The organism is Micromonospora sp. L32 (genome assembly GCF_052068055.1).
GTDB lineage: Bacteria > Actinomycetota > Actinomycetes > Mycobacteriales > Micromonosporaceae > Micromonospora > Micromonospora purpureochromogenes.
In genome coordinates, this window is record NZ_JBQHDD010000010.1 from 165,132 (window position 1) to 183,997 (window position 18,866).

At 73.7% G+C, this 18,866-nt stretch carries 18 protein-coding genes; 7 read left to right on the plus strand and 11 right to left on the minus strand.

Going from position 1 to position 18,866, the window contains the following annotated elements:
- Position 1: 1 nt before the first annotated feature.
- From accD to ACTMTB_RS25250, 3 genes are all read right to left on the minus strand, one after another.
- A complete protein-coding gene (accD, locus tag ACTMTB_RS25240; protein WP_441148768.1) occupies positions 2–1,753 on the minus strand; it encodes an acetyl-CoA carboxylase, carboxyltransferase subunit beta in 1,752 nt (583 codons plus the stop codon).
- Positions 1,750–2,895, minus strand: coding sequence for a hydrolase (locus tag ACTMTB_RS25245; protein ID WP_441148697.1), 1,146 nt, complete (start codon positions 2,893–2,895; stop codon positions 1,750–1,752). The genes accD and ACTMTB_RS25245 overlap by 4 nt, the downstream gene beginning before the upstream one ends.
- A gap of 139 nt (positions 2,896–3,034) precedes the next feature.
- Positions 3,035–3,658, minus strand: coding sequence for a TetR/AcrR family transcriptional regulator (locus tag ACTMTB_RS25250; protein WP_441148698.1), 624 nt, complete (start codon positions 3,656–3,658; stop codon positions 3,035–3,037).
- Between the two features lie 267 nt (positions 3,659–3,925).
- Between ACTMTB_RS25250 and wrbA the strand changes: the two genes are divergently transcribed.
- The 7 genes from wrbA (at position 3,926) to ACTMTB_RS25285 (ending at position 10,205) form a co-directional block, all read left to right on the plus strand.
- Positions 3,926–4,531, plus strand: coding sequence for an NAD(P)H:quinone oxidoreductase (wrbA, locus tag ACTMTB_RS25255; RefSeq protein ID WP_441148699.1), 606 nt, complete (start codon positions 3,926–3,928; stop codon positions 4,529–4,531).
- 62 nt (positions 4,532–4,593) lie between these two features.
- Entirely contained in the window at positions 4,594–5,607 is a 1,014-nt protein-coding gene (locus tag ACTMTB_RS25260) for a DUF6081 family protein (RefSeq protein ID WP_441148701.1), read from the plus strand.
- A 59-nt stretch (positions 5,608–5,666) separates the two neighbouring features.
- Complete coding sequence (locus ACTMTB_RS25265; protein WP_441148702.1) at positions 5,667–6,128, plus strand: lipocalin-like domain-containing protein; 462 nt, start codon at positions 5,667–5,669, stop codon at positions 6,126–6,128.
- Positions 6,125–7,057, plus strand: coding sequence for an NADP-dependent oxidoreductase (locus ACTMTB_RS25270; RefSeq protein ID WP_441148703.1), 933 nt, complete (start codon positions 6,125–6,127; stop codon positions 7,055–7,057). Before ACTMTB_RS25265 ends, ACTMTB_RS25270 begins: the two co-directional genes overlap by 4 nt.
- An 86-nt stretch (positions 7,058–7,143) precedes the next feature.
- Positions 7,144–8,079 carry an alpha/beta hydrolase gene (locus tag ACTMTB_RS25275; protein WP_441148705.1) on the plus strand — a complete coding sequence of 312 codons (936 nt, stop codon included), beginning with the start codon at positions 7,144–7,146 and terminating at the stop codon, positions 8,077–8,079.
- An 84-nt stretch (positions 8,080–8,163) separates the two neighbouring features.
- Positions 8,164–9,195, plus strand: coding sequence for a DUF6081 family protein (locus ACTMTB_RS25280; RefSeq protein ID WP_441148706.1), 1,032 nt, complete (start codon positions 8,164–8,166; stop codon positions 9,193–9,195).
- Between the two features lie 29 nt (positions 9,196–9,224).
- Complete coding sequence (locus tag ACTMTB_RS25285) at positions 9,225–10,205, plus strand: aldo/keto reductase (RefSeq protein WP_441148707.1); 981 nt, start codon at positions 9,225–9,227, stop codon at positions 10,203–10,205.
- Between the two features lie 42 nt (positions 10,206–10,247).
- On the opposite strand, the gene ACTMTB_RS25290 is transcribed toward ACTMTB_RS25285, so the two are convergent.
- Genes ACTMTB_RS25290 through ACTMTB_RS25325 form a run of 8 tightly spaced genes read right to left on the minus strand, consistent with a single transcriptional unit; the run spans position 10,248 to position 18,744 of the window.
- Entirely contained in the window at positions 10,248–12,164 is a 1,917-nt protein-coding gene (locus ACTMTB_RS25290) for a flavin-containing monooxygenase (RefSeq protein ID WP_441148708.1), read from the minus strand.
- Positions 12,165–12,203: 39 nt separating this feature from the next.
- Complete coding sequence (locus ACTMTB_RS25295; RefSeq protein ID WP_350799874.1) at positions 12,204–12,785, minus strand: flavin reductase family protein; 582 nt, start codon at positions 12,783–12,785, stop codon at positions 12,204–12,206.
- A 33-nt stretch (positions 12,786–12,818) separates the two neighbouring features.
- Entirely contained in the window at positions 12,819–13,976 is a 1,158-nt protein-coding gene (locus tag ACTMTB_RS25300) for a hypothetical protein (protein WP_441148709.1), read from the minus strand.
- Between the two features lie 53 nt (positions 13,977–14,029).
- The gene (locus ACTMTB_RS25305; RefSeq protein ID WP_441148710.1) at positions 14,030–14,974 is read right to left on the minus strand and encodes an MBL fold metallo-hydrolase; all 945 of its coding nucleotides are present in this window, start codon (positions 14,972–14,974) and stop codon (positions 14,030–14,032) included.
- Entirely contained in the window at positions 14,971–15,942 is a 972-nt protein-coding gene (locus ACTMTB_RS25310) for an aromatase/cyclase (protein ID WP_441148711.1), read from the minus strand. Before ACTMTB_RS25310 ends, ACTMTB_RS25305 begins: the two co-directional genes overlap by 4 nt.
- A gap of 20 nt (positions 15,943–15,962) precedes the next feature.
- A complete protein-coding gene (locus ACTMTB_RS25315; protein ID WP_441148712.1) occupies positions 15,963–16,220 on the minus strand; it encodes an acyl carrier protein in 258 nt (85 codons plus the stop codon).
- Between the two features lie 41 nt (positions 16,221–16,261).
- The gene (locus ACTMTB_RS25320) at positions 16,262–17,482 is read right to left on the minus strand and encodes a ketosynthase chain-length factor (RefSeq protein ID WP_441148713.1); all 1,221 of its coding nucleotides are present in this window, start codon (positions 17,480–17,482) and stop codon (positions 16,262–16,264) included.
- Positions 17,479–18,744: a beta-ketoacyl-[acyl-carrier-protein] synthase family protein gene (locus ACTMTB_RS25325; protein ID WP_357916390.1), complete on the minus strand. Its 1,266-nt coding sequence runs from the start codon at positions 18,742–18,744 to the stop codon at positions 17,479–17,481. Before ACTMTB_RS25325 ends, ACTMTB_RS25320 begins: the two co-directional genes overlap by 4 nt.
- Positions 18,745–18,866 lie beyond the last annotated feature (122 nt).

Consider the following 18,866-nt stretch of genomic DNA (forward strand, 5'->3'; position numbering starts at 1 on the left):
CTCAATGCACCTCTCCGCTGATCGTCAACAGCTCCGCCTCCACGGTCACGGCCGATCCGAACTGGCGGAAGCGGGCCCGCCGATCGGCGCCGAGCTGGTCGGGGGCGAGCGCGCCCAGCTCGTGCAGGCTCGCCCGCACGGCTGCGCCGAGCAGCTCGGCCGCACGCAGCGGGTCCGCCCCCGTGCCGCCCTCCGGCTCGACCAGTACGCCGTCGACCACACCGAGGCGCAGCAGCTCCCGGGCGTCCAGCCCGAGCGCCGCAGCGGCACGCGGGGCCGCGGCGGGGTCCTTCCAGACAATCGCGGCGCAGCCCTCCGGGCTGATCACCGAGTAGACGCTGCTCGAGAACATCAGCACCCGGTTGGCCACCGCGAGGCCGAGCGCGCCACCGCTGCCACCCTCCCCGATGATCACCGTCACCACCGGCACCGACAGGAAGGCCATCAGGCGCAGGTTCTCGGCGATCGCCACCGCCTGGCCCTGCTCCTCGGCGTCCACTCCCGGATAGGCGCCGGGGGTGTCCACGAGCGTGACGATCGGCAGGTCCAGCTTCTCGGCCAGACGCATCAGCCGGGCCGCCTTCCGGTAGCCGGCCGGCACCGGCATGCCGAAGTTGCGGCGCATCAGCTCGGCCGGGTCGTGCCCCTTCTGCTGGCCGAGCACCAGCACCGGCCGGCCGTCCAGCCACGCCGTTCCACCCACCACCGCTGGACAGTCGCCGGAGATCCGGTCCCCGTGCAGCTCCTGGAAGTCGGTGAAGGCGAGGGACAGGTAGTCCAGCGTCGTCGGCCGGGTGAGGTCCCGCGCCTGGGAGACGTGCCGCCACGGATCCGGCTCGGGCAGCGCACGGTGGTCACGGACGACCGGGTCCGCCGGCGCGGGGCCGCCGGAGCGTACGCCGGTGAAGGTGGCCGCGCGCAGCAGCCGGCCCAGTTCCTGGCGCAGTCGCCCCCGCTCGACGATCATGTCGATCATCCCGCGGGCCAGCAGGAACTCGGCCGTCTGGAACCCCTCGGGCAGGACCTGGCGGATGGTCTGCTCGATGACCCGGCGACCGGCGAAGCCCAGCCGGGCCCCCGGCTCGGCGACGATCACGTCGGCGAGCGTCGCGAAGGAGGCGGCCACCCCGCCGTACGTCGGGTCGGTGATCACCGAGACGGTCAGCACACCGGCCCGGTCCAGGGCGCCCAGCGCGGCGCTGGTCTTGGCCATCTGCATGAGCGACAGCGCCCCCTCCTGCATCCGCGCGCCGCCCGAGGCCGTCACGATGATCAGCGGCGTGTGCTCGGCCAGCGCCGTCTCGGCGGCGATGGTGATCAGCTCGCCGACGGCGCTGCCGAGGCTGCCGCCGAGGAAGCGGAAGTCCATCACCGCCATGATCGCCGGGACACCCTGCACCGTGGCCCGGGCGCAGAGCACCGCCTCGTTCAGTCCGGTACGGGCGCGGGCGTCGGCGAGCCGGTCGGCGTAGGGCACCCGGTCGACGAAGCGCAGCGGGTCACTGCTGGTCACCGTGACGGCCAGCGGCTCGTAGCGCCCCTCGTCGGCCAGCATCCCGAGCCGCTGCTCGGCGGTGAGCGGCAGGTGCAGGCCGCATTCGGGGCAGACCCGGTGGTTGCGGATCAGGCGCTTGCCGTAGACCGGGGTACGGCAACCCCGGCACAGCAGCCAGTCGGTGTCGGTGGAAACAGCTGTGGTGCGGGACATGGGTTCTCCTCGCGACGGAAGCCGATCGGCGGGCGCAGGGCTCAGATCTTGAACACCTGGTCCGCGTAGGCGCTGGCGGCGGGCGGAAACTGCAGCGCCACGTGACTGCTGGCGGTGTTGACGTCACGCCAGGCGCGCTGCATCGGGCTGCTGGTCGCGTGCCCGGACGTGCCGGCCGCCCGGAACAGCCGGTTGACCGCCTCGACGAGCAGGTCCATGGCGAGCGAGCAGTCCCGCAGGTTGCGGCTGGTCTCCAGCGGGGTGATGCCGGCGCCCTGGTCGGCGGCGGCGGCCGCCCGTTCCAGCAGCAGTTCCGCGGCGTCGATCTCGCCGGCGGTCCGGGCGAGGGTGACGTCCTGCTCGACGCGCCGGGGCGGCGCCGGGGCGGGCCCGGCGGCGGCGGAGCGGATCTTCTCGGCGACGTGTCCGGTCCAGGCCCGTTCCATCCCGCGCGCCGCGCCGAGCACGGGGGCGACGAACGACAGCCCGTTGACCGCCGGCAGCGGCACCACGTGACAGGGCTCGGTGGAGGCGGCCGCGGCGCCGGTGAACAGGTGCGCGCGGTCGAAGGACCTGGCGTCCGGGACGAGGACGTCCCGCACGACGACGGTGTTGCTCCCGGTCGCGGCCATCCCCACGTTGAACCAGGTGTCGGTGACTTCGTAGGCGGCGCGCGGCACGGCGAACACCCGCGCCGCCGGCGGGCCGTCGGAGGGGACCTGGCCGCAGAGCAGCGCCCAGTCCGCGAAACCCACGGCACTGATGTAGGCCCACCGCCCGGAGAGCCGCCAACCACCGGAGACCGGCTCGGCACGGCCGGTCGGGCTCAGCGACCCCACCACCACCGCGTCGGGACCGTCCGCCCACAACTCCGCCTGGCCCTCGGCCGGGAGCAGCCCGGCCATCCGGCCCAGGTTCGCCACCAGGGAGGCGCACCAGGCCGTCGCCGTGCAGGCCTCGCCGATCCGGACGACGGCGCGGGTCAGGTCGGTGAAGGTGCCGGCGTTGCCGCCGTGTCGGGTCGGCGCGAAGTGACGCGCGAAGCCGGCGTCGATCAGGGCGTGCACGACGTCCGGGTCGAGCCGGCGGTCGGCCTCGGACGCGGCGGCGCAGCGCGCCGCCACCGCGGCGAGGTCCGCCACCGCGGTGGGCGTGAGACGCGTGGCCGGTGAACTCTGCTCGCGCATGGTGGATGCCTCCTCGGTCCGGGCGGGACATCCGACGGCGCGGTCGGCGGGGGCGGTTGGTCCCGCCGCCGTGCCGTGTCCCGCTGGTGACCATCGCCGGGGCCGGTCGAAGACGACTCGACCCCGGCTGGAGCACCGACTACAGGCCCAGCCCCAGAAGGTCGTCGAGGCCGGCCTTTATCGCGTCGACCGCGAACCCGCGCTCCCGCCGCTGGAAGGTCAGGAACGTGGCGGAGAGGGGGGCCAGCAGCGCCGCGGCCACGAAGTGGGCGTCCACCCCGGGCCGGGCGAGGCCGAGCAGCGTGACCAGGTGGATGTGGTAGATGGTGTACGGGCCACTGGTGAACCGGGCCGTCGGCGAGCTGGTTTCAGCGGCGACCAGCAGTTCCCGCTGTGCCTCGACCCGGTCGACGAGCGCGTGCAGGAACGCGCGGACGCGCTCGGCGGGCGGGCCGCCGGGGCCCAGCGGCGGCGGGCCCTGCATGAAGGCGGACTGGAACTGCCGCTCCTCCTCGTCCAGCAGGGCGAAGATCAGCCCGGCCCGGTCACCGAACCGGCGGTAGACCGTGCCCACGCCCACCCCGGCCACCCGGGCCACCTCGTCGAGCGACAGGGCGGGGATGCCGGCCCGGGACACGATCCCCGCCGCCGCCGTCAGGATCTTGCGCCGGTTCCTCGCGGCGTCGGCGCGCTCGACCGGTCGACCGGCGATCGGCAGGCTGAGCGCCACGGGTGTCCGCTCGGCCGGAGGTTGCTCGGCCACCTTGGCCCCCTCCCTCGGTCGGCGCCGACCGGTGCCACCCGGGGCGCGGGTTGCTCCATTGTGCCGGTGCTGGGGGGAAACCACCCGCAGGACCCGACCACGGCCGATCGGAGGACGTCCGATCGGGCGACGGACCGGACGACAGGACGAGGGTCGTTGCACGGACGCGCCACGACGGTTACTCTCGGCACAAACGGAGGGGGTTCCGCTTAGCTTCGCGTGCTCCCCGCCGTCCTCTCCCCTCGCGTCGACAGCGGAAGGACGCCCATGACCACGAAGGTCGCCGTCATCTACTACTCCTCCACCGGCAACGTGCACGCCCTCGCGCAGGCCCTCGCCGAGGGCGCCGTCAAGGCCGGTGCGGAGGTACGCCTCCGTCGGGTCCCGGAGCTGGCCCCGGACGCCGCGATCGACAGCAACCCGGCGTGGCGGGCACACCTCACCGCCACCGCCGACGTCGAGGTCGCCACCCACGACGACCTGCGCTGGGCGGACGCCTACGCCTTCGGCACCCCGACCCGTTACGGCAACGTCTCCGCGCAGCTCAAGCAGTTCCTCGACGGCACCGGTCAGCTCTGGGCCGCCGGTGAACTGTCCGGGAAGGCCGCGACGGCCTTCACCAGCGCGGGCAACATGCAGGGCGGCAACGAGTCGACCCTGCTCGCGCTCTACAACACGATGTACCACTGGGGCTGCCTGATCGTCCCGCCCGGCTACACCGACCCGAGCGTCTACGCCGCCCACGGCAACCCGTACGGCACGGGCCACGCCGGCGGCGGCGGCCTGCCGGGCGAGCAGGTGCTCGCCGCCGCCAACTACCAGGGGCACCGGCTGGCCACGGTCGGCGCCCGGCTGCTCGGCTCCGCCGTCTGACCCCGCCGCCCGCACGTCGCACGGATCACCGTCGACGGACCCCCCGGCATGAGGGAGCACCCATGACAGACGTGGCACCGGCCCGGTCCATCGCGGAGGTTCCGCCTGGCCGCCTCTTCCACGACGAGTTCCACGACGGATTCCGCACCACCGGGCCGGACGCGCGGTGGTTCCACACCACCGCCGGCCCGCACGTCGCCGACGACGGCACGGTGCACACCTCGGCCGAGGGGCTGCGGGTGGTCTCCGGAGGGCCCGACGGGCGCCCGGTCTTCACCCGCACCGTCGCCCAGGACACCACGCCGGGCGCGGTCCCCGGCGTCCTCGACCACGTCAAGTGGCTCGTCTACACGACCCACCGGACGGCGGACGGCACCCCGGGCTTCGAGGTACCGGCCGGACAGGTCCTCACCGGCACGGCCGTGGTGTCCGGACGCACCCACGGCACCACCGGGCACCCCTTCGGTGACCAGGTCACCGACCCGGAGGACGACCTCCGGCTCGCCTCGACCGGGATCAACGCCGTCGATCCGGAGACGTACGTCATCTTCGACTTCCTGCTGACCAACCGGCGGGTGTACGCCTTCTACGAACGCCTCCCGTTCGCCCGCGCCGAGCTGGGCCGCTACGCGGCGTTCTCGTACGGCGTGCCGGTGGCCGACCGGTCACCGGAGGACGAGCACGAGCTCGTCCTCTCGTACGACCGGGACGCGGGCGTCGCCCGCTGGCTCCTCGACGGGCGGGAGGTGTTCCGGGTCGACCGGATCGGTCACCACCTGCCCGGCCGGGAGCACCTGATGCTCGACCACGGCGGCACCGAGGCCCTGGTCGTGCCCCGTCAGCTGAACTTCGGCATGGGGATGCTCACCCTGCTCGACGGCGCCCTGCCCGGGCGCTCCCCCGTCGGCCTGGTCCGGCTGGTGGGTGACCCCGGCTTCTACGTCGATCCGGTGGCCGGCGAGCCGACCCCCCAGCGCTTCGTCGACGAGGCGAGCCGCCCGGGCAGTCGGCTCTTCGGTCAGGGGGCGGAGCTGTCGGTCCGTCGTTACACGGTGCAGCGCGGTCCGGCTCGATGACCGGGGCCGACACCGCCTCCCGGCCCGCGACGCCGGTCCCGGTGGGGAGGTTGGCGGGCGTGTGGCATCTCGTCTCCTACTTCGACCTGGACGACGAGGGACGCCGGTCGCCGGGCCCGCTGGGCGCGGCGCCGGCCGGTGTCCTCTTCTACACCGCTGACGGGCACATGTCGGTCAGCATGATGCGCACCGACCGTCGCCCCGCCGGTCCCCCGTCCGCGGTGGCCGGGCGGGACGAGACGTTCATGGGGTACGCCGGCAGCTGGCGGCTGGTGGGCGGCGAGATCCGCCACACCGTCCTGGTCAGCGCCCACCCGCACATGGTCGGCACCGAGCTCGTCCGCGAGGCGGCCCTGGAGGGCGAACTGCTCGTCCTGCACGGCACGTCGCTGATCTCGGGACGCGCGCAGCGACGCGTACTCACCTGGCGGCGCGCCGCGCCGCCGCACCCGCCCGCCCCGCCGGTGCGGGCGACAACCACCGGTGCCACCGGCACCTCGGAAGGAAGCCGATCGACATGAAGGCCCTCATCGCACAGTCCTACGGACCCGTCGACCAGCTCGTGGTCGCCGAGCTGCCGAAGCCCGACCCCGCACCGGGCCAGATCCTGATCCGGTTGCGGGCGGCGGCGCTCAACCCGCTCGACGTCAAGCTCGCCACCGGCGCCATGAAGGAATTCATGCCGGTCCAGCACCCGTTCGTGCTCGGCCTGGACGCGGCCGGGACCGTCGAGGCGGTCGGCGACGGGGTGACCCGTTTCCGCCCCGGCGACGAGGTGGTCGCCTTCACCCACCCGGTCGGCGGCGCCGTCGCGGAGTACGCGCTGGCGCTGGACGGGCCCGAGGTGGTGGCCCGACCGCAGGCGCTCAGCCCGGTCGCCGCCGCGGCGCTGCCGGTCGCCGCGATGACCGCGGCGAACATCCTCGAACTGGCCGATCCGGCACCGGATTCCACGATGCTCGTCGTCGGCGCCACCGGCGGGGTGGGTTCGTTCGTCGTGCAGCTCGCCGCGCAGGCCGGCGTCCGGGTGCTGGCCACCGCCCGGCCGGACGAGGTCGACTACGTCCGCGGTCTCGGCGCCGCGGAGGCGATCGACTACACCGCCGCGGACACCGTGGAGGAGACCCTCCGGGCGCAGCCCGGCGGGGTGGACGTCGTGGTCGACCTGATCAACGCCGGGCCGGGGCTCGCCGCCACGGCGGCGGCGGCCCGGCCGGGTGGGCGCCTGGTGTCGCCGGCCGGCGGCCCGCCCGCCTTCGAGCGGGACGTCACGGCCGTCTACGCGCACATCGAGGCGAGCGAGGGGCTGCTGCAGCGCCTCGTCGGCCGGGCGGCCGACGGCGGGCTCGCGGTGGAGGTCGGCGCGACCTACCCGTTCACCGAGGCGCAGCAGGCGGTGGCCGACTTCGTCGGCAAGCACACCCGGGGCAAGGTCGTCGTCACCTTCTGAGCGACCACGCACCCCACGCCGTCCACCGGCCCCACCCGGGTGCCGGTGGACGGCACTTCCGGAACCGACCCGAGAGGCGGTAGGACGTGTACGCCTTCGATCCCGAGCTGGCCGAGCCGGCCAGCCGGTTGCCGAGAGTCGACTACGCCGACCTCGGGACGGCGCGGGCGGCCGCCCGCGCCATCGCGGCCCACCAGCAGCCGTACCTGCCGGCGGCGCCGGTGCGGGTCACGGACACCCTGGCGCCCGGTCCCCCGGGCGCCCCCGACGTGCCCGTACGGCTCTACCGCCCCGCCGTCGCCGGGCCGGTCCCGGCGCTGCTCTACCTGCACTGGGGCGGCTTCGTCATCGGTGGCGTGGACGGCGTGCACCACACCTGTGTCCGGATCGCCGACCAGGTGGGGGCGCTCGTCGTCTCGGTCGACTACCGGCTGGCCCCGGAACACCCGTTCCCGGCCGCGCTGGACGACTGTCACGCGGTACTGGAGTGGGTGGCCAAGGAGGCCACCGAGCTGGGTGTCGACGCCGACCGGATCGGCGTCGGCGGGGAGAGCGCCGGCGGCGGCCTCGCCGCCGCGCTCTGCCTGGCCGTACGCGACCGTGGCGGCCCGGCCCTGCGGCACCAGTGCCTGCTCTTCCCCGCCCTGGACGACCGGCTCGACACCGTGTCGGCGCGGGCCTTCACCGACACCCCGATGTGGGACCGGGCCAATGCCCTGGTGAGCTGGGGTCACTACCTGCGCGGGCGGGCCGGCGCGGCCGACGTGCCGGCGCTGGCCGCGCCCGCCCGAGCCACCGACCTGTCCGAACTTCCCCCGGCCTTCGTGGTGGCCTGCGAGTTCGACCCGCTGCGCGACGAGGCGATCGACTACGCGCACCGGCTCATCCAGGCGGGGGTCCGCACGGAGCTTCGTTACTACCCCGGCACCTTCCACGCCTCGATCGCGGTCGCCGAGGCCGCCGTCTCCCGGCGGATCCTCGCCGACCAGGTGGCCGCCCTCCGTGCGGGCCTGGCCGCCTGACCGCGACGCCCGGTCGGTCGTCCGGGCTTCCACCCCTCCCTCGGTCCCACCGGTCGCGCGCCGACCGGGGTTAGGAGCACATCCGTGACCACCGTGTCCAACGCCGGCGTCCAGATTGTCGGCGAGGAGCCGTACCGGATCGTCTGGGACGACTTCCGGGACGGGTTCCACTGCACCGGGCCGGACGCCCGGTGGAGCCTCTACGGTTTCGGCCCGCACGTCGGCGACGACGCGGAGGTCACCACCTCCGCCGACGGCCTGCGGGCGGTTTCCTCCGGCGTGCACCCGACCACCGCGGAGCCGGCCTTCGTCCGCACCCTCGGGCAGGAGGCGCAGCACGGGCCGGTGGTGCCCGGCGCGCTGGACCATGTCAAGTGGCTGGCCTACCAGCAGCACCTGGCCGGTACGGGCGTGCCGGGCTTCGACGCCGCACCGGGGCGGGTGCTGTCGTTCGAGACGTGGCTCTCGGGGCGCACCTACGGCACGTCCGGCCACCCCTTTGGTGACCAGGTCACGGACCCCGAGGACGACCTGCGGCTGGCCTCCGTCGCGATGCCGGTCCTCGACCACGAGACCGCGATGGTCTTCGACTTCTTCCTCACCAACAAGCGGGTGTACGTGTTCTACGAGCGCCTGCCGCACGCGCGCGGTCAGCTCGGCGACTACGCCGCCTTCCTGCACACCGTGCCGGTGGCCGACCGGACCGTCGACGACGAGCACCACGCGGTGATCTCCTACGACCGGGCGGCCGGCACGGTGCGCTGGTTCCTCGACGGGGCGGAGGTCTTCTCCGTGGACCGCATCGGCCATCCCCTGCCGTCCCGCGAGCACCTGATGCTCGACCACGGCGGCGAACCGACAACCGTCGCCCCCCGGCAGCTCGCCGGAGGGATGGGCATGTTCACCATCCTCGACGGCGCGCTCCCGGGTCGCAGCGCCAGCGGACTGGTCCGACTCACCACCGCGGACGCCCACTACTTCGACCCGGTCGCCGGCGCGCCGCGTCCGCAGGCGTTCGTCGACGGGCGCAGCCTGCCCGGCAGCCGGCTGTTCGGCCAGGGCGCCGAACTGCGGCTGCGCCGCTACGTGATCTCCAGCCAGCCGTCACGACCGTGACGGTCACCGGAACCGAAGGGAAGACCCTGATGCAGAGCAGGACGCTCGGCGAGCGCCTCGTCACCTCCGCGCTCGGCCTCGGCTGCATGGGCATGAGCGAGTTCTACGGCGGCCGCGACGACGCCGAGTCGGTCGCCACCATCCGCCGGGCCCTGGACCTCGGCGTGACCATGCTGGACACCTCCGACATGTACGGACCGTTCACCAACGAGGAGCTGCTCGGGAAGGCCATCGCCGGGCGGCGGGACGAGGTGGTGGTGGCCACCAAGTTCGGGGTGGAGCGCCGCCCGGACGACGGCTACTTCGGGCTGAACAGCCGCCCCGAGTACGTGCGGCGGGCCTGCGACGCGTCGCTGCGCCGGCTGGGGGTCGACCACATCGACCTGTACTACCAGCACCGGGTGGACCCGACGGTGCCGGTCGAGGAGACCTGGGGGGCGCTGGCCGAGCTGGTGGCGGCGGGCAAGGTGCGGCACCTCGGAATCTCGGAGGCGCCGGCCGACGTGGTGCGCCGCGCCCACGCCGTGCACCCCGTCACCGCGGGCCAGTACGAGTACTCGCTGTTCAGCCGGGAGCCGGAGGCGGACCTGCTGCCGACGCTGCGAAAGTTGAACATCGGTCTGGTCGCGTACAGCCCGCTGGGCCGGGGCATGCTGACCGGGTCGATCGCGAGCCTCGACCAGCTCGAGCAGGACGACTACCGGCGCGGGACCCCGCGCTTCCAGGGCGACAACCTCGACCACAACCTCGCCCTGGTGGGCCGGGTGCGACAGCTGGCCGCCGAGCGGGAGGTGACCCCGGGTCAGCTCGCGCTGGCCTGGGTGCTGGCGCAGGGGCCGGACGTCGTGCCGATCCCGGGCACCAAGCGCCGCCGGTACCTGGAGGAGAACGTCGCCGCCCTGGGCGTCCGGCTCTCCCCCGCCGACCTCGCCGCGATCGACGCGTCGGCCCCGCCCGGCGCCGCCGCCGGCGAGCGTTACCCGTCCCGCCCGCCGGTCGGTCACCGCTGACCCCGCGGCGGCGGCCGACCGGCCGCCGCCGCGCCGGGGCGGTCAGCGGATCAGGTACTCCGACGGGTCGAACCGGCGGGTGCGACGCCAGTACTCCTGGGCCGGGAAGGGCCAGTTCTGGGCGGAGCGGCCGGCCCGGTTGACGAACCAGCTGCTCACCTTCGACCAGCCCCAGGCCCGCAGCGCGTTGGCTTCGTCGACCCAGGCGTTGTGCCGCTCGAAGACCTCCGGCCGGACCTCCACGGCGCGGTGTCCGCCGGCGAGCAGCTGACGGACCGCGTCGACCAGGTAGGTCACGCCGCACTCGGAGAAGTAGATGATGCTGCCGCCCTGCCCCGACAGGTTGGTGTTCGGCCCGTAGAGGCTGAACAGGTTGGGAAACCCGGGCACGGTCAGACCGAGGTAGGCCCGGGCGTCGCCGTTCCACGTCTCGTGCAGGTCCCGACCGTCCCGGCCGGTGACCCGCATCGGGGCGAGGAACTGCGACGCCTGGAAGCCGGTGCCGTAGATGAGGACGTCGACGGAGTGCTCCGTGCCGTCCGCCGTGCGGACGCCCCGCGGCGTCAGCCGCTCGATCGGGTCGGTGACCAGGCGCACGTGGTCCTGCTTGAGCGTCGACAGCCAGGCGCCGTTGTCCCGCAGCACCCGCTTCGCGCCGACGGGGTAGCGGGGGATGACCCGGTCGCGCAGGTCCGGTCGGTCGGCGAGCTGGCCCTCCAGGTACGTCGCCAGGGTGGCCCGCAACTCCTCGTTGACCGCGGAGATCGCCCGCTCGGTGGGCGGGTAGTCCGGGTCGACGACCCACCCCTCCAGCACCCCGTGCAACCCCGGCGCCAGCAGCCAGAACCGTTGCCAGGCGGCGTAGTACGGCAGGTGCTCGTAGAGCCAGCGGGCGCCTTCGGGCACCGCGTGGTGGTAGTGCGGCGTGGGCCGCAACCATGGCGCGTTGCGCTGGAAGACGACCAGTTCCCGGGCCTGCGCGGCCACCTCGGGGATGAACTGGAAGGCGCTGGCGCCGGTGCCGATCACCGCGACCCGCTGACCGGTGAGGTCCACCGAGTGGTCCCAGCGCGCGGAGTGGAAGGCCGGGCCGGTGAAGTCGGTCCGCCCCGGAAGGTCGGGCACGTTCGGCCGGTTCAGTTGCCCCACCGCGGTGACCAGCACGGCGCATTCGGTGGTACGCGGACCGTCGGGGGTGTCGAGGTGGAGCCGCCAGCGGCCGGTCGCCTCGTCCCACTCGGCGCCGCGCACCTCGGTGTCGAACCGGATGCGCTCGTGCACCCCGGTCTGCTTCGCGAAGTCCCGGAAGTAGTCCAGCACCGCCTCGTGGGTGGCGAAGTGGTCCGTCCAGTCGAGGCGGGGCGCGAAGGAGTAGCTGTAGAGATGGCTCGGCACGTCGACCCGGCAACCGGGGTAGTGGTTCTCGAACCAGGTACCGCCGACGTCGCTGTTCTTCTCGTAGATGGTGACCGGCACACCGACCTGGCTGAGCCGGTACGCGGCGAGCAGGCCGCTCATGCCGGCGCCGACGATGGCGACCTCGACGTCGTGCCCGGGTGCCAGCTCGTCGCCGTGCCACTGCGGCGCCTTCGGGTCCTCCCCGGGCAGGACGACCTCCTGGGCGAGCAGGGGTAGCAGGTCGCTGGTGTCCCGGCCCATCGCCCAGCTGGTGATGTGCCGCAGGGCCGCCGGGTCGAGCGGCGGCACGGGGGCGCCGTCGCGCAGGCGGCGCAACGCCGCGAACGCCAGCTCCCGGGCATGCGCCTGCTGCTCGGCGGAGAACCCGCCCTGCGGCAGGAAGAGCCAGCCGTTGGGGCGCAGGTCGTCGCGGAGCACGGACAGGTCGCCGGTCAGGTGGGCCACGGTCATCAGCAGCGCGGGCGCCTCCCCGTCGCGCAGGTGGGCCCGCAACGTCTCGTCGTCGACGGTGACGGGTTTGATCGCCGAGGTGAACGTCATGGCAGGCGCCTTCCGGAAGAAAGTTCGGTGCGGATGAGGTCAGGGCCGGCTCGCCCCGTCGGCCGGACGGCCGGCGCCGGGCTCCGCCGGGTGCGGGCAGTCGCCGCCGCAGAGCGCGCGGAAGCCGCGGTCGAAGTAGACGACCGGCGACCCCTCGCCGGGGAGGAGGACCCGCTGGACACCGCCGACCAGGATCACGTGGTCCCCGGCCACGTGGCGGCTGTCGATGACGCACTCGACGGCGGCGAGCGCCTCGCGCAGCACGGTCGCCCCGCCGTCGGTGCGGACGAAGCCGCCGGCGCCGAACTTGTCCGGGCTCTTGCTGGCGAACCGCTTGGCCAGGTCCACGTGGTGGGCACGCAGGAAGCTCACCGCGAAGTGGCGGCTGCGCTGGAAGACGGGGAACGAGTTGGCCGACCGGTCCAGGCAGACCAGCACCAGGGGCGGGTCGAGGGACACCGAGCAGAACGAGCTCGCCGTGAAGCCGTACGGGGTGCCGTCCTCGTCGTGCGTGGTCACGATCGTCACCCCGGTCGGGAAGCGGGCCATCGCCTCCCGGTAGGCCGCCGGATCGACCGGGCGGACTCCGTTGTCGCTGATGGTGGAATCAGTTGAGCGCATCGGAATCTCCCGGTCGTCCGCAGAATGGAGGGGTCAGGAGGCGGGCCGCGACACGAAGTCGGTCAGCGAGACGGTGATCTCCTGCCGGTTGGCCCGGTACGACATGCAGTAGCTGGTCGGGTACCAACCGGCCTCCTTCCAGGCCGCGGGGAGCTTGAGCGGCCGGCAGGACGGCTCCACCCGCCCGGCGGCGAGGTCCGCCAGCCAGGCCCTTGTGATCATCGGCTCGTAGAAGGTGATGTCACCGCCGTAGGCGCCGTACATGAAGGTGTGGGTGAACGGCTGGCCGTTGAACTCGGGGGCCGTCGGGTCACCGAGGTGGTTGCCCATGCCCGGCACCACGGCGTCGATGTCGAGGTAGTCGGCGGGCAGGTAGCGGGCCGGCACGGGCAGCCGCGCCTCGGCGTAGTCCGCGCAGTCGACGAGGTTCCCGCCACCGCACGGCCCGGTGCCGATGGCCGCCGTCTCCGCCCGGTCCTGAAGGTAGAAATGCAGGTCGAAGTGGGGGGTGCCGTAGATCTCGGCCGGGGCGTGCCCGCGCGGGTCCCAGTTCAGCATGGCCCACTGGAACGGGCCGCCGACCACGTCCCGGAAGCGCTGCGGCAGGTCGAGCAGGTACTCGTGCTCGTGGACGCACTCGGTGGCCGGGTCGGTCGTACCGTCGCCGTCGACGTCGTAGCAGTGCGCGCCGTCGGTCGGCTCGGTCGGCAGGCCGCCGAGCGCCCGACGGTCGAGGACGAAGCCGAGGCTCACCGGCCGGTCACCGGCGAGCTGGGAGTAGATCCGCACCGTCCCGTCGCCGAGCCGCTTCGGCGGGCCGTAGTCGGCGCACGGACCGGGGTACGAGCGGGTGGCGCGGTAGAGCCGCTCGGCCGCGGCGGGCGGCAGCTTCACCGTCCGCTCCTTCTCCCGGCCGAGGACCAGGCAGACGTCCAGCGGAGTGTCCCCCTTCGCGCCGGACCGCTGCGGGCCGGCGACGAACGCGACCGGCACGGTCCGGGGGTCCAGTGGCGGCGGCGCGACCGTCGTCCGGGCCGGCTCCCCGACGGCGTGGTGGTGGTCGGCGCGGGCGGGCGCCGCCGCGGGGGCGGGGGACGATCCGCCGTCCGGCAGTTGGGCGGCGAGGGTGAGCAGACCGGCGACGGCTACGGCTGCCGCGAACACCCGGCGGGCGCGCGGCGCGGTTGTCATGGACACAGCGACCGTTCCTAACGTGAGGGGTGCGGGGTGGCGTGGGCGCCGGGTCAGGCCCGGCAGGTCGGCAACCGGCCGTCGTTGTAGGCGACCATCTCGCCGAAGATCGCGACGACGTCCAGCGGCCGGCCCGGCGGGCCACCGGCGATCTCGGCGTACGCGCGGTGCAGGTTGCCCACGATGCGCTCGCCGTCGAGCAGGTGGTCGAACGGCGCGAGGTCCGCCGACCGCGCGGCCGCCAACGGGGTGAGGCCCTCCGCGTGCGCCGTCGCGGCCAGGTCCCGGACCCAGCGCAGGTAGGCGATGTTGTCCTCGATGGCCTGCGGCCCCGTCACGGGCCCGTGTCCGCAGACCACGGTGCGTGGCTCCAGCTTTCGGAGCCGTTCGAGTGCGGTGAGCGCCCCGGAGACCGAGCCCATGAGGTTGAACGGGGCGGCCCCGGAAAGGACCACGTCCCCGGCGAACAGGACGCGCTCGTCGGGCAGCCACACCACCACGTCGTTGGTGGTGTGCGCCGGCCCGACGTGGACCAGCTCGGCGCGCCGGTCACCGACGTGCACGGTGAGCCGGTCGGCGAACGTCACCGCGGGCAGGGTGACCCGCACGTCGCCCCAGTCGACGTCGGGCCAGAGGCCGGTCAGGGCGAGCCCGGTGTCGGCCATCTCGGTACGGGCCAGTTCGTGCGCGACGACGGTGGCGCCCGGGCCGAAGACGTGGTTGCCGAAGTTGTGGTCGCCGTGGTGGTGGGTGTTGACCACCAGGCGTCCGGGTCCCCCACCGATCCCGTCGACGGCCGCCCGCAGGCGCCGGGCGCGTCGCTCGGTGGCCAGGGTGTCGATCACCAGGACACCGTCGGACCCGACGACGACGCCGGCGTTGCTGACGCACCAGCCGCCGGGCAGCTGGGTGTACGCGAAGACGCCGTCGGCCACCTCGGTCAGCGCGCCGTCCACGTCACCGGTCGCCGCAGCGGGGACCACCGAGGGAACGCTCACCGGGACACACCCGCCCCGGTGTGCGGGGCCGGCTGCTCCCGCGCGTACCGGCCGGCGTGCTCGAGCGTGGCCCGGCTGTTGCGGCCGAGCACGTCCCGCAGGTGGCGGCGGGCGTCCGCCGGGGTGCTGCCGGCGCCGAGGACGGCGTCGATCGCCGCCGGGTCGACCGCCACGCTGTGTCGGGCGTGGACCTCCGCGCCGCCCGGACCGTCGGCGAACTCCCACGACCCGGCGTGCCCGAGGAGCATTCCCGGCGGGACGACCTGCTTGTAGACGATCTGACCGGGCAGGCAGAGCCGGATCGAGCGGGTGGTGTGTGACCGGCCCTCGGCGGTCACCGTGTCCATCTCCATGTCCTGCACGTCCGGCTGCGGTTCGCTCAGCGACACCCGGCCGACGTGCGGCAGCCGCTGCGGCCACAGGTCGCTGCGCCGCACGAAGGCGTACACGTCGGCGGCGCTGACACCGGGCAGCACGACCCGGTCGGTGAAGGAGAAGACCAGGTCGTCCACCGGGTGCCCGAGTTCGGCGACGCGGGCCAGCGCGGCCAGTTCCCGGGCGCTGTTGGTGTCCAGTGCCTGGTTCATCCATGCCAGCTGCTCCTCGCCGCCGTCGACGGTGAACCGGTGGGTCAGCACGACCTCGGTCCGCCCGCCGCCTACCGGCCGGAACGTCCAGTCGCCGCCCATCGAGGTCAACGGCGCCTGGCTGCGCTCCTGCCGGAAGGTGACCCGCAGGCCGGCCGGATCGAGGTCGCGCCGGGACGCCCAGGTGTTCACCCGGCCGTTGACCTGCGCCCAGAGCTCGAACCGTTCGACACCCGGGGTGCGCTCCAGGTGCCGTACGTGCACGGTCGGCTCGAAGATCACGGGCCACCGGCGTACGTCGGCGACCAGCTCGTAAACCACCTCCGGGGGCGCGGCCACGACGTGGGTGTGGACGGTCCGGTGCGGCCGGGACGGGCTCATCGGCTCTCCGACGGCCGGGGTCATGACGTCCCGGCCGCGGCGCCGTTGACGAGGTCGACCAGCTCGCGGGGGGTACGCAGGTCGGCGATCCGCTCGTCGGGGATGCGCACCCCGTACTCCTGCTCGATCCGCGCGGCGGTCTCCATCAGCGCCAGCGAGTCGTACCCCAGCTCCTCGAATTCGACGCCGTCGATGTCGCCGTCGAAGGCCGCCGCGTCCGTCTCGCCGGCGCAGGCGACGAGGATGCGGCGCACGTCGTCGATGGTCATCGTGCTCATGGATGGCTCCTTTGTGGTCGGGGTGTGCGAAAGCGGGCCGGTCATCCGGCGGCGCGGACGACGACGGCGGAGTTGAACCCCCACCGGCCCCGGGCGAGCACGAGGGCGGTGGAGACCGGGGCCGGTCGGGGCTGGTCCAGGACCAGGTCGAGGGCGTACCGCTCGGGCACCTGGGTGGTGCCGGTGGTCGGCGGGATCACCCCGTCACGGATGGCGAGCAGGGCGGCGACCAGGTCGGTGGGGCCACCCCCGGCGTAGAGCCGGCCGAACATCGCCTTGGGCGCGGTCACCGGCACGCCGCGCGGGCCGAACAGACCGCTGATCGCCTCGGCCTCCACCCGGTCCAGCTCGGGCACGCCCGCGGCGTCGGCGAACACCACGTCGACGGCGTCCGGGGCGATCCCCGCGTCGGCGAGGGCGAGCTCGGCGGCTCGGCGCAGGGCGGGCGGGCGCGGCGACCCGGGGGGCGGGTCGAAGGTGGAGGCGTAGCCGGCGATCTCCCCGTACCGCTGCGGCACGCCGCGTTCGCGCGCCGCCGCGAGGTCCTCCAGCACCATGATCGCGCCGCCCTCGCCGGGAACGTAACCGGCGGCCCGCCCGTCGAAGGGCAGGTAGGCCCGGTCCGGTTCGGTGGCGGCGCTGACCCGGCCGCTGGACACCTGAGACGTCCAGCCCCACGGGTCGAGCGCCGAATCCACCCCGCCGGTGACCACGAGCGAGGTGCCGCGGCGTACGGTCCGCCGCGCGTGCCCCACCGCGTCGAGGCCACCGGCCTGCTCGGCCACCAGGGCGCTGCTCGGGCCGCGCATCCTGTTGCGGATGGAGATCTGACCGGTGTTCACCGCGTAGAACCAGGCGAACGACTCGTAGACGCTGACCGCCTGCGGTCCCTGCGACCAGAGCTTGTGGAACTCGCGGTGGGTGAACTCGAAGCCGCCGGAGGCGTTCGAGGTGACCACGCCCATGTCGTAGTCGGTCAGCGTGGCCGGGTCGACCTTCGCGTCCGCGATCGCCCAGTCGGCGGTGGCCAGGGCGAGCCGGGTGGAGACGTCGGTCTGCGGCAGCAGCCGGCTCGGCAGGTGCTCCTCCGGCCGGAAGTCGAGGACCTGCCCGGCCAGCGCGGCCGGATACGCGGCGACGTCGAAGCGGGTGATCCGGCTGATCCCGTTCCGGCCAGCGAGGACGTTGGCCCAGAACCGTTCGAGCCCCAGCCCGACCGGGGTCGCCACGCTCATGCCGGTGACCACCACCGTGCCCGTCATGCCCGCACCTCCGGCCGTCGCAGCACCATCGCACTCTGGAAACCGCCGAAACCGCTGCCGACCGTCAGCACGGTGTCGACGTCCTGTTCCCGGGCGACCAGCGGCACGTAGTCGAGGTCGCACTCCGGGTCGGCCTCGTGCAGGTTGGCCGTGGGCGGTACGACACCGTGCTCGATCGCCAGGAGCGAGGCGGCGATCTCGACGGAACCGATGGCGCCGAGCGAGTGCCCGACCATCGACTTGATCGAGCTGACCGGCACCTCGTACGCGTGCTGGCCGAGGCTGCGCTTGTAGGCGGCCGTCTCGTGCCGGTCGTTCTGCCGGGTGCCCGAGCCGTGCGCGTTGACGTAGTCGATCGCGGTGGGGTCCAGCCGCGACTCGTCCAGCGCCACCCGGATCGCCTCGGCCATCTCCCGGCCGTCGGCCTTGAGCCCCGTCATGTGGTACGCGTTGCACCGGGTGGCGTACCCGGAGACCTCGGCGTAGACGTGCGCGCCGCGGCGGCGGGCGCTCGCGTACTCCTCGAGCACGAACATCGCCGACCCCTCAGCGAGGACGAACCCGTTGCGAGAGCCGTCGAAGGGCCGGGACGCGTGCTCCGGGTCGTCGTTGCGGGAGGTGGTGGCCTTGATGGCGTCGAAGCAGGCCGCGACGATCGGCGTGACCGGCGCGTCCGAGGCGCCGGCCAGCATCACGTCCGCGCTGCCCTCACGGATCAGCTGGACGGCGTGGCCCACCGAGTCCAGGCCGGAGGTGCAGCCGTTGGAAATCATCGCCACCGGCCCCTCGGCCGCCACCGTCCAGGCCACCTCCGCCGGCATGACACTGGGAATCAGGTAGTCGAACATGTGCGGCGAGACGTAGTCGGCGTCGACCTCCCACCGCCGTCCGCTGTCGGAGAGCACCAGGTACTCCCGCTCCAGGCTGGTGGCCGCGGCGACCGCGCTGCCCAGGCTCACGCCGACCCGGTGCGGGTCCAGCGCGCCGAAGTCCAGGCCGCTGTCGGCGACCGCCTCCCGGGCGCAGACCACCGCGAACTGCGACGCCCGGTCCATCCGCCGGACCTCACGGGGCGTCAGCCCCTCCCGGGCCGGGTCGAAGTCGGCCTCCCCGGCGACCTGGGACCGGTACGGCGACGGGTCGAAGAAGGAGATCCGCCGGGTCGCCGTCCGGCCCGCGGTCAACAGGTCCCAGAATTCCTTGGTGCCGTTGCCACCGGGGGCGCGTACGCCTATCCCGGTGATGACGACGCGCCGCGTCACCGGACACCGTCCGGGCACGTGCAGGCCCTCGAACTCAACATCGCAGTACGTCCCTCACTGCCGGTCGACTACTACCGCGTCCGTGTTCAGCCGCGATGACGAGGGACAGCGTGCGGGGGCGT

Coding starts and splice junctions, on each gene's coding strand:
- ACTMTB_RS25245 (WP_441148697.1), bottom strand. CDS start 2,895: ATGCGCGAGCAGAGTTCACCGGCCACGCGTCTCACGCCCACCGCGGTG.
- wrbA (WP_441148699.1), top strand. CDS start 3,926: ATGACCACGAAGGTCGCCGTCATCTACTACTCCTCCACCGGCAACGTG.
- ACTMTB_RS25260 (WP_441148701.1), top strand. CDS start 4,594: ATGACAGACGTGGCACCGGCCCGGTCCATCGCGGAGGTTCCGCCTGGC.
- ACTMTB_RS25270 (WP_441148703.1), top strand. CDS start 6,125: ATGAAGGCCCTCATCGCACAGTCCTACGGACCCGTCGACCAGCTCGTG.
- ACTMTB_RS25285 (WP_441148707.1), top strand. CDS start 9,225: ATGCAGAGCAGGACGCTCGGCGAGCGCCTCGTCACCTCCGCGCTCGGC.
- ACTMTB_RS25290 (WP_441148708.1), bottom strand. CDS start 12,164: ATGACGTTCACCTCGGCGATCAAACCCGTCACCGTCGACGACGAGACG.
- ACTMTB_RS25295 (WP_350799874.1), bottom strand. CDS start 12,785: ATGCGCTCAACTGATTCCACCATCAGCGACAACGGAGTCCGCCCGGTC.
- ACTMTB_RS25300 (WP_441148709.1), bottom strand. CDS start 13,976: ATGACAACCGCGCCGCGCGCCCGCCGGGTGTTCGCGGCAGCCGTAGCC.
- ACTMTB_RS25310 (WP_441148711.1), bottom strand. CDS start 15,942: ATGAGCCCGTCCCGGCCGCACCGGACCGTCCACACCCACGTCGTGGCC.
- ACTMTB_RS25315 (WP_441148712.1), bottom strand. CDS start 16,220: ATGAGCACGATGACCATCGACGACGTGCGCCGCATCCTCGTCGCCTGC.
- ACTMTB_RS25320 (WP_441148713.1), bottom strand. CDS start 17,482: ATGACGGGCACGGTGGTGGTCACCGGCATGAGCGTGGCGACCCCGGTC.